The sequence below is a fragment of the Oscillospiraceae bacterium genome, assembly GCA_035353335.1.
Classification (GTDB): Bacteria; Bacillota; Clostridia; order Oscillospirales; family JAKOTC01; genus DAOPZJ01.
In genome coordinates this window covers 1-9,826 of record DAOPZJ010000074.1, presented here as the reverse complement: position 1 = coordinate 9,826, position 9,826 = coordinate 1, and the positions used below count along the sequence as shown (strand labels likewise).

The window sequence follows — 9,826 nt, the reverse complement described above, 5'->3', positions numbered from 1 at the left end:
TGCCCATTTTCTCTTTACGGCTCTCGGAGGTCAGCGCCATGACCTCCGCGCCCCGCGCCTTGACTTCGACGATGTTGCTGACGGCCTTGTCAAACAGCGGCGCATAGGTCCCGAGCGCAACCACCAGCGCGCCCGGCTCGATCAGCGAAATCGTGCCGTGTTTGAGTTCGCCGGAGGCGTAGGCTTCGGAGTGGATATACGAAATCTCTTTGAGTTTTAGCGACCCCTCCAGCCCCATGGCATAATCGAGGTTGCGCCCGATAAAGAAAATCGAGTTGTGGTTGAACCAGCGCGAGGCGAAATACTGGATATCGGAAATCTGCGCCAACACCGCATTCATCTTCTCGGGCAGCGTTAATATCGCGCTTAAAATCCCGTCATATTGTTCGGGGCTGACCGTGCCGAGCAGATCGGCGATATAAAGCCCCAATAAATCCATCAGCACCAACTGCGTGCTGTACGCCTTGGTGGTTGCGACCGCGATTTCAGGGCCCGCCCGGGTGTAGAGCACATGGTCGGCATTACGCGCAATCGACGAGCCGACCACATTGACAATCGAAATCGTCTTTGCGCCCCGGCGTTTGGCTTCCGACATCGCCGCCATCGTATCGAGGGTTTCACCCGACTGGCTGATGACGACGACGAGCGTATTCGCTCCGGCGAGCGGTTCGCAGTACCGAAATTCCGAAGCCAGCACGACTTCCACCGGAATGCGCAGCAGCTTTTCCCAGATGTATTTGCTGACCATGCCGACATGATAAGACGACCCGCAGGCGACGACATAGATGCGGGATAACGTTTTAAAATAATCCGGTGAAATGCAAGTCAGTTCGGGCATGACAACGCGGTTATTTTTTACGCGCGGGGAGACCGTGCGCCGGACGGCCTCGGGCTGCTCCAAAATCTCTTTGTACATAAAATGCGGATGGCCGCACTTTTCGGCTGCCGTGATGTCCCAGTCAACGGTGCGGCGGGTCTTTTCGACCGGAACCAGTTCGCTGTTATAAACATCGATGCCGTCCGCGGTCAGAACGGCGATCTCGCCGTCCTCCATATAGCTGACCTCGCGAGTGTAAGAAATCATCGCGGTCACGTCGGAGGCGATGAAGTTAAACCCGTTTCCGTACCCCAAAATCAGCGGGCTGTCTTTCCTTGCGGCGATCAGCGCGCCGGGGTAGTCGCTGCACAAAACCCCGAACGCATACGAGCCCTCGATACGGTGCAGGGTGCGCGAGACGGCCTCGAGCATGTCATGGCACTCGTTATAATAAAACTCAAGCAGCTGCGCGGCGACTTCGGAGTCGGTGTCGGAGGTGAATTTGACGCCCTTTTTGAGCAGCGCGTCTTTGATCTCCATATAATTTTCGATGATGCCGTTATGTACGAGCGCGATGCTGCCGGATTCGCTGACATGCGGGTGGGCGTTGACGTCGTTGGGCTCGCCGTGGGTCGCCCAGCGGGTGTGCCCGATGCCGAGTGTCCCGTCAAGGTCTTTTCCGCCGTTCACAAGGCCCGATAACACCGAAAGGCGCCCTTTGGCCTTCTTAATATATAATTTGCCGTCTTCGGTTCTTACCGCGATACCGGCGGAGTCGTAGCCCCGATATTCCATCCGCTCGAGACCGTCCAACAAAATCGGCGCGGCCGGTTGTTTTCCGACAAATCCGATGATTCCGCACATAAAAATACCCCCGAATCAAAATCCCTATTGCATATTACCAGTATATGACTCGCTTATGCCGTTGTTGTGAAGCAATGATCCCGAAAGTGTTACGCGACTTATTTTACCAAACGGGAACAGTGAATACAAGATAAAAATCGCCGCCCCGAATTTCGGAGCGGCGATTTGAATTTGTCATCCTGAGCGAAGCCCGAAGATGTTCATTTTCTGTTACCGAATCGACAATTCGGGCGCAGTCGAAGGATCTCGCCGCCGCAAGGTTCTCGGCAGCCTGACCGAGGGCTGTCATCTCTCGAGGATCTGATTTTTTGAAGTAACAATGCTGATCGTGACAGCAACCGCAAGGATCGCGGCAAAGATGATCAAGATAATCTGAAAGCTGTTATCCGGTTTTTCTTCGGCGATTACCGGGGCAGCGATACTTCCGATCTCCCGGTGCTTCACGCTGACCAGCGTCGGATAGGCATATCCCGGATCGTTCCCGCCGAATTCCCAGACGGCCGTCAAATCCCAGCCGACGTACGCGGCTTTCTCTTTTAATTGCGCGTCGGTCAGCGCAACCGCATTGGCAGAGACGTCCGTGCCGTTGATACCGCCCGAAGCCGCGTCTTCCGAATAGAAGCAGTTCCTGACGGTTCCGGGGGAAAACCACCCGCTGATGCCGCGCGCCCAGCCCGCCACACCGCCGACTTTTTGAGTTCCGTTCACCTTTCCGATGTTGTAACAATTTTGAATGGAACCTGCAATACTGATGGTGCCGGCGATATCTCCCGCCACACCGCCTGCCTTTTGGTCTCCGCTGACCGCTCCGGTGTTGTAACAGTTCAGAACGGCACAGGCAGTCGCCTGACCCGCGACCCCGCCGACATAGTTGCCGGTTCCGCTCACCGCGCCGATATTATAGCAGCTGCTGACCTTGCAGTCGTGCAGATGTCCCGCGATCCCGCCGATTCTGCCGATTCCGCTGATCGACCCCGTGTTGCAGCAGTCGCTGACGGTGCAGGTGACGGCAAAGCCCACGACCCCGCCGCCTTGTATTCCCAGACCCGTGACAGCCCCGGTATTGGAACAGTTTTTGATCACGGAGACATGTTTCGCTTCGGTAACCGCATATCCGACTACGCCTCCGATGCCGTTTTTGTTCCCCTCGGTAAAAACGCCGCTGACCGCCCCTGTGTTGCTGCAGCCGGTGACGACGGCGGCGTTCATGTACCCCACAATACCGCCGACAGCGCGGTTCCCGCTGACCGAACCCGCGTAAGAACAATTCGTGACTTCGCAGAAAAAGGCAGATCCGACAATGCCGCCGATGTCGGCAGCGCCCTTGATATAGCTGTTCGTAACCTTCAGATTTTTAATGGCTCCGTGTGTGTAAACAGCTCCGAACAGACCCCGGTTATCGCTCTCCATTTTGCTGTACATTCCGCTGACGGTATGCCCGCCGCCGTCGAAGGTGCCGCAAAACCGGAACATGTCGGTTCCGATCGGTGCCCAGGTGAAGGCCGGGCCGCTTTTGTCCCAGTTCTCCCAACCCGAGGTGTCGTTTAATACAATGTCGCTTGTGAGTTTGAAAAACGAGAATTCATAGGTGGACGTTCCGATGCTGACACTGCGCGATAAAAATGCCAGCTGCTGCGGTGTTTGAATGAGAAAGGGGTCCTCGGCGGTGCCCGTCCCGCCGCCGAATTCCTCGGCGACTTTGCCGTCCCAAACGGGGCTTTCCGCGAAAATCGGAATTGCCGTAACAGGCAGCAATAAGAGGACCGAGATCAATGCGATCAAAAGAAAATGAAAGCGTTTCATAAACTCTCCTTTCGTACGGTTCACCGGTGAACGGAGCGGATCCACCGTTAAAAACATAACGGTGAATCGCGCTTTTTAATTCCTCGTACCGATTCGCCCCGATATAATTCTCTTTTAAACTTCGCTTCTGTTTACAAATTCAGTATATTCCGAAAACGATGCAATGTAAACAGTTACCATGGAAAATATATCAATTCTTCATCGAAACCTCATAAAGAGCCGAAAAAAATCGCCGCTCCGAAATTCGGGGCGGTGATTTTGGAAAATGGAGGCGGGTAAATCCCTTTAATTTGTAATCAATAAACCTTGGAGACCGTCGAAGAGGTATAGACGGGTTCGGAGGACTTCACGGGTTCGGGGTAATTGTATTTCGGGCCGTCGAACTCGATGCGCGAGATCTGCGAGAAATCGCTGAGCTTGTTGGCGGCGAGGATGTTGTTCGAAAGCGTATAGATCGCGTCGCCGATATACATGCCGCGCAGAACGTTGGTGCTGTAGTTGTATTCGCTTCCGTAATTGCCGTTCGAATGGGTGATGCGGCCTTTCTCGTAAAAGCCCTTCTGCGCGTCGTAGCCGAGCACGATATAACCGGAGAACACGGTTGTGCCGTATTCGCGGATATCGGCGCCGTCTTTGACTTTCGTGATGTTGATCGGGAAGCCGATCAGGTTCTTTGCCTTGTCGAACAGCAGCGCCTTGTGGTCATAGGACAGGTCGGAGTAAGTGCCCCGGTCGCCGATATAATAAGTGCTGAGTTCCTTGGGGTTGCTCGGGTCGGAGACGTCGTACATCGCGACTTTGAAGCCCATGGTCAGGCCCGTGGTGCCGGTGACGTCTTCAATGGCGTCCATGCCGAAGCCGATCACGAGGTTGTCGGCATAGGGCTGCAGATACTGTGAAAATCCCGGAATTTTCAGTTCGCCCTGAACAAAGGGTTTGGCCGGATTTTCGAGGTTGATGACGAAGAACGGGTCGGTCTGGCGGTAGGTGACCGCGTAGGCTTTTTTGCCCTCGAAGCGCACCGAGTACATGTTTTCGCCTTCGGCCAATCCTTCGAGTTTGCCTACGGTCTTCATATCGCTGCCGAGCACATAGAAATTGTTGTGCTGCTTGTTGTTGTTTTGATAATCCCAGCTGTTCGTCGCCACGCGCAGGTTATTCTCGTATTCATCCATCGCGAACTGGCTGCACAGATTGCCTTTGACGGTGCCGGTAGCGACGACCTTCAGGGTGTTCGAATAGGCGACCTTGGTGATGTCTGTGTAACTGCCGAGCGGGTTGTAATAGTAGTAATTGCCGACGGAAGTCTTTTCGATTCTTTCTTCGTATTCGTACCGGTTCTGGGTCACATACACATTCTCGGTGTTCGCGTAGATCGTGGCGATATCGCCCATGACGGTCACCGACTGTGCGGGCGCGTCACTCTTGAGGTCGACGGTGCTGATCGTGCCGAAGGACAAATTCTCGGTCTTCGGGACGATATAGCAGCGGTCGGGCGGAAGGATGGTCATCTTGTCGGAGACGACCGAGTCCATCGTGCGCGGGATGACGGCTTCGGCGTCGAACGCCTTGAGGCCGTAGAGATAGCTGTAGGCATATTTGCAGGAGATGAGCAGCAGTTTGCCGTTGCTGACGCGGGCGTCGTTGTAGGAACCCTCCTGCTCGAAGGAACGCGTGAGTTTGGGATTGGCTTTATCGGCCAGATCGTAGATCTCGACGCGGGTGACGCTGTTATTCGCGGAGGTCGGGGCAAATTCCGCGGCGAAGGTCTTATAGTAGGCGGTATTTGGAGTCATCAGCAAAACCAGTTTGTTTTCGGCCAAAAAGATCTCGGAAATTGTGTTGTCTTTGTTGCTGTATTCCCAGACCTTCTGCATATTCCCGCCGTTTGCTTTGACGATGGAAACGGTGCAGTTGCTGTAATAGCGATTGACGACGAAGTAGAGATATTCGCCGTCGGTCTTGATGATGTCGGCCTCGTCGACGCCTTCGACCTGAACGTTGGTCGCAGAATAATCCCTCTGGCCGGTCTTGCCTGCGTCGTTTGAATTGACGGCTGCGGGCGCCTGAGGCGCCGCCGCGGTTGATCCCGCGCCTTCCGTGACGGCCCCGGCGGTTTTCATATCGCCGCCGAGGGCATATCCGTAGCTGCCGTTTTTCTGTTTTTCGGCATAGGTCTCAAAAACCTTTTTGACGGCGCTGTAATCTTTCCCGGCGGTGTCTTTGGAGGCGGTAATGGCTGCCGGTATGCTGACAGGGGTTGTGTCCGTGGTCTGTCCGGCGTTTTCATTTTGTGCCATGCTGATCGGCGCGGCTGCCTTGTCGGGCGTAAAAATATTTTCGGCTCCGGGCAGGTTCGGCAGGATGAGGAACGCGGCCGCGACCAGCAGGAATGCGGCGGCGATTGAGGCAAAGCGCCGAACGGGGAATCGGACGACTTTTTCTTTGTTTTGTCCGGCTTTTTCAAGAAGTTTTCCGATGTTTTTCGGCAGCAGCGAATCGGGGACCTTTTCGGCCGCCGGATCGTTGAAAATTTCCTGAAACCGTTTCTTCAGCCGATCGATTTCATTTTCATTCGGAAGTTCATTTTTCATATTCATATCCATCCTTCAAGTTAAGGTAGGGATGTTCGGCTTAAGAGCCAAACTTAGGTTTGAAAAATCAGTTTTTCAAACTTCCCTTTTCGGAGTGCAAAGCCGAAAGCCGCTCTAAATTGCGGCCAGGCCGTTTCGGAGTGCGCCCAGGGCTCTGTGGAGCCGTACGCGCACGTTTCCGGCGGTCATACCGAGCATCGAAGCGATCTCGTCGGAAGAGTATCCGCCCTGAACCGACAGCAAAACGATGTTTTTGTCATCGGGCTTCAGGCGGTCGAGCATCTGGCGGAGCGCGGTTCTGGTTTCGGGGTCCACCGCGCTTTTGTCCGGAATGTCGATCGGTTCGTCTTCTTCGTTATATAACGGAATGACGGTTGCCGAGCGCTCTCTCAGACGGCTTTTGCAGGCGTTCTGCAGGATTTTAATAAACCAGAATTTGAACTTGTCGCGGTCGCGCAGGCTTTCGAATTTTGCGTACGCCAGGGTAATGGCCTCAGACACGGCGTCTTCCGCGTCCTCGGCGTTTCCCATAAAATAGAAGGCGTAACGGTAAAATTCGGTATAAAACCGGGCATAATACTGTGTGAAAAGCGCCTGTTTGTGTGTGTTGGGGTCATCGGCCATTATAATCCCTCCGCTTCACGTTCATAAGAGACAGGAAAACGTCGAATCGTTACAAGTTTTTCAAGAAAGTGCATAAAAAGCCGCAGATAGAAAAAAATAACTATAAATCCTGCGGACCGCACATCGGACTTAGCAAGACCGGATCGGTCGATTTGATCAGAAAGGATGGTTTATCCATGGAAAAGGACGATCAAAACAAGAAAAAGGAGAGTAAATTTATCGCCTACATCACAGGCAAGGGGTTTTACAAAGTCATCGGTCTCTGCATTGCGCTGGTCGTGCTGGCAGCCTGGTTCATCACTTCGGTTTATAAAAACAGAGTCGGAGGAGAGGTTCAGGGCACTTCCTCCGCGGTGACGAGCGAAGCAGCTTCACAGACCGGCGGCATCACCTTTGAGAGCGGTTTGTCCAGCGAGCTTTTCGGACCCACCGCCAACCAGAGCAGCCAGGCCACGGTGCCGGCGAATCAAACTTCGGAAGACGCCGCGGCGGCGAACGCTTCAGCGGCTGCAGCGGCTGAGTCGGAAGACACCGGGACTGCGGAGGAATTTTTGTTCATCATGCCGGCGAGCGGCGAAATCATCCGGGAATATTCCGCAGGGCTTCCGGTGTATTCGCCGACTTTTTCGGACTGGCGGGTGCACAATGCGGTAGACATCGCCGGTGAGGCCGGGACTCCCGTACGCGCGATGGCAGCCGGCACAGTAACCGCAATCACTTCAGACATGCTTTGGGGGACCACGATCGTCATCACCCACGAAAACGGATACGTCAGCAAGTATTGCGGCCTCGGCACCAAACCGACCGTGAAAGTGGACAGTGTCGTCGAAGTCGGGCAGGTCATCGGTTCCATCGGAACGACCGCGCAGGCCGAAGCCGCGGACAAGCCCCATCTCCACTTCAGTTTAACAAAAGACGGCCTGTCCGTCAATCCGATTGAAGTCATCGCCGCTATCAATTAATTGAATTTGAGGCGAATCATTCCAACTCCGGCAAGAACGCGGATGCATGATGACGGCGTCCGCGTTCTTGACATGGAAAGGTATATTCTGTATGATACGTTCATAGAAGCAGAAGAGACAAGGAGGGGACAGTCATGCCGAAGAATCGGAAAAGATGGATTTATTGGGTAATCTGCACGCTTGTGCTTGCCGGTGCCGCGGCGATCATTCTCGCATCGCTTCCGAAGGAGGAAGTGATTTCCGCGGACCGGTTCGACGGGATCGTAAAGCTCTCGGAACTCCCGGAAAGCGATTGTCTCGAATTTATCAAGTCCCGAAAAATATCGGTTCCGGATGAACTCGGAAGCGACGAAATCGGCAAATTCGTCAAAGACAGCATTGTCCGGTTCGAGGCCGACCCTTACGCGCCGGCGGTGTATGATTCCGGCGTCACGGTGAAATTCGCGGAGGACATCCGAACGGCGGTCAATCAATATCATAAAGTGCCGACCCTTCAAAACGGTACATACGAATTTGACAAGTGCCTCTATATGACCCCGATCAGCTCTTATTATCCGTTTGAGGGTACCGGCGAAGAGTATATCGTCAGCGCCGATGCTTTTCAGATCGTAAATCTTCGTTACCCAAACGAAAGCAAGAAAATCGAGGTCGGTATCCGGACGGTTCAGCCGGTCGATATCAATACTTGGGACGCGAGATTTAAATTTCTTATTACCGGAGATGCCGTGGATATCAGCGGATATACCCACCGCGCCTGTTATCCGGTCAGCGAGCGGTATCAGATCTTGCTTATGGATGACGAAATTTGGCTTGCGGCGGTCACTTCCGATTCGGGCGTTTTTTGGTCGATCTATAAACTCAAACCCGCCGCGTAGACGATTATTATAGCAAAATCTCCCCGGTCCGCTCGTCCAGGAAAACCGTCTGCGACGGTTCGAGGGTGAACTTGACCGGCTTTTTGTTTTTCAGAATGATTTCGCGTTCGCCGCCGTCGCGGCTTTGAATCATAATCAGTCCGGCTCCCGCGAGAGTGGCGTCGTCATTCCCGTTATAAATATGGCAGCCGCAGGCTGCGAACAGCTTGCGCAGCTGGGACGGCTCGGTCGGCGGCAGCGCGAAAAACCAGTCGGTGTGGTCTTTTTGCTCCTTTTTGGCTGCGGCGCATGTTCCGTCGGCATTGTATTTTCCGAGACAGACCGCATCGGGGTCGTCCGGTGAAAACAGCGTCTGTGTGATTTCGGGGCTCTTTTGTTCGGGTGAATTGGGATTGAATTTGACCCCGGGAATCAGACCGCCGAGTGTGCCGCCGATCGTATGATCAAGCGTGATTTCCGGCAGCAGAACGCAGGAGTGCTCCGATATCTGAATCCCCGTGATCTCGCTGACAAAATCGACACTCAGCCGCTCGCCGTCGGTGCAGGCAGGCGCGGTCAGCCAGATGAGATTGCGCCCGTTCTTTCCGGCTGTTTCGCGCACTTTCCGGCGCTGCCGCTCAGTCATATAGAAGCAGTTGCAAAACACAATCGCTTTGTATTTGTCGAGCGGCATATAAAACAGGTCGGAAAGATAACAGGTCTCGACCGCCGCGCCGCTCTTGTAAGCGGCCACCGGTGTGATATTGACCGAGATTTCATCGGTGATCGGGTCGTTTTTGGACGAAGTCGCGGTCTGCAAAAAGACCTTGGTGTCAAACACCAGCAACACGTCGGCGGGCGCTGTGTGCGGCTGATGAAACTGTCTGTCCGCCAGCGCCTTGAGTTTCACGATGTCGGTGCGGTATTCGGGTTCTTCCCACCAGCCGGCGGAAAACAGATAGCCGAAATCGTAATACCAAAGCCCCGCGCCGCGCAGAATCGACTGCATCACGCACTTGCGGTTGTTTTGGATGCTGGTCGGCTTATCGAAGACATACATTCCGCCGAGCACCGTTCCGTCCGCGGTCGGCTGGTCCATCTCGTCGAGCCATAACTTGCCGTGAGCAGTGACCGATTCGATCAGCCCGCGCGATAATCCCGGTCCGCCCGGTTCGCGGCAGCTCTTGTTGTAAGCGCCCGGCGCGCACAGAAAATCGATGTCGGGCGAGGTCAACAGTTCTTGCTCCATCAAATGTCCGCCTGCGGCAGCTCTGCCGAACACCGAGATATAATAGCCGTAAAACGCGC

The 9,826-nt window shown here is 54.4% G+C and carries 7 protein-coding genes; 2 read left to right on the top strand and 5 right to left on the bottom strand.

Annotated elements, in window-relative coordinates; all coding sequences use genetic code 11:
• From glmS to PKH29_11705, 4 genes are all read right to left on the bottom strand, one after another.
• Positions 1-1,681: glutamine--fructose-6-phosphate transaminase (isomerizing) (gene glmS / locus PKH29_11720; GenBank protein HNX15505.1), on the bottom strand; the 1,681-nt coding region annotated here is incomplete at its 3' end.
• A gap of 285 nt (positions 1,682-1,966) precedes the next feature.
• Positions 1,967-3,484, bottom strand: a complete 1,518-nt coding sequence (locus PKH29_11715; GenBank protein ID HNX15504.1) for a GLUG motif-containing protein — start codon at positions 3,482-3,484, stop codon at positions 1,967-1,969.
• A gap of 296 nt (positions 3,485-3,780) precedes the next feature.
• The gene (locus PKH29_11710; protein ID HNX15503.1) at positions 3,781-6,078 is read right to left on the bottom strand and encodes a beta-propeller domain-containing protein; all 2,298 of its coding nucleotides are present in this window, start codon (positions 6,076-6,078) and stop codon (positions 3,781-3,783) included.
• Positions 6,079-6,192: 114 nt separating this feature from the next.
• On the bottom strand, positions 6,193-6,702 hold the full coding sequence (locus PKH29_11705; GenBank protein HNX15502.1) for a sigma-70 family RNA polymerase sigma factor: 510 nt from the start codon (positions 6,700-6,702) through the stop codon (positions 6,193-6,195).
• Between the two features lie 176 nt (positions 6,703-6,878).
• Here PKH29_11705 and PKH29_11700 point away from each other — a divergent pair, with 176 nt between their 5' ends.
• Positions 6,879-7,664 carry a M23 family metallopeptidase gene (locus PKH29_11700; protein ID HNX15501.1) on the top strand — a complete coding sequence of 262 codons (786 nt, stop codon included), beginning with the start codon at positions 6,879-6,881 and terminating at the stop codon, positions 7,662-7,664.
• 134 nt (positions 7,665-7,798) lie between these two features.
• Entirely contained in the window at positions 7,799-8,539 is a 741-nt protein-coding gene (locus PKH29_11695) for a hypothetical protein (protein HNX15500.1), read from the top strand.
• A gap of 7 nt (positions 8,540-8,546) precedes the next feature.
• Here PKH29_11695 and PKH29_11690 read toward each other — a convergent pair.
• Positions 8,547-9,826, bottom strand: a 1,280-nt coding sequence (locus PKH29_11690; protein HNX15499.1) for a hypothetical protein, incomplete at its 5' end; no start/stop codon positions are given.

Bases quoted from the DNA above. Each gene is read 5' to 3' on its own strand.
- PKH29_11715 (HNX15504.1), bottom strand. From the start codon at position 3,484: ATGAAACGCTTTCATTTTCTTTTGATCGCATTGATCTCGGTCCTCTTA.
- PKH29_11710 (HNX15503.1), bottom strand. From the start codon at position 6,078: ATGAAAAATGAACTTCCGAATGAAAATGAAATCGATCGGCTGAAGAAA.
- PKH29_11705 (HNX15502.1), bottom strand. From the start codon at position 6,702: ATGGCCGATGACCCCAACACACACAAACAGGCGCTTTTCACACAGTAT.
- PKH29_11700 (HNX15501.1), top strand. From the start codon at position 6,879: ATGGAAAAGGACGATCAAAACAAGAAAAAGGAGAGTAAATTTATCGCC.
- PKH29_11695 (HNX15500.1), top strand. From the start codon at position 7,799: ATGCCGAAGAATCGGAAAAGATGGATTTATTGGGTAATCTGCACGCTT.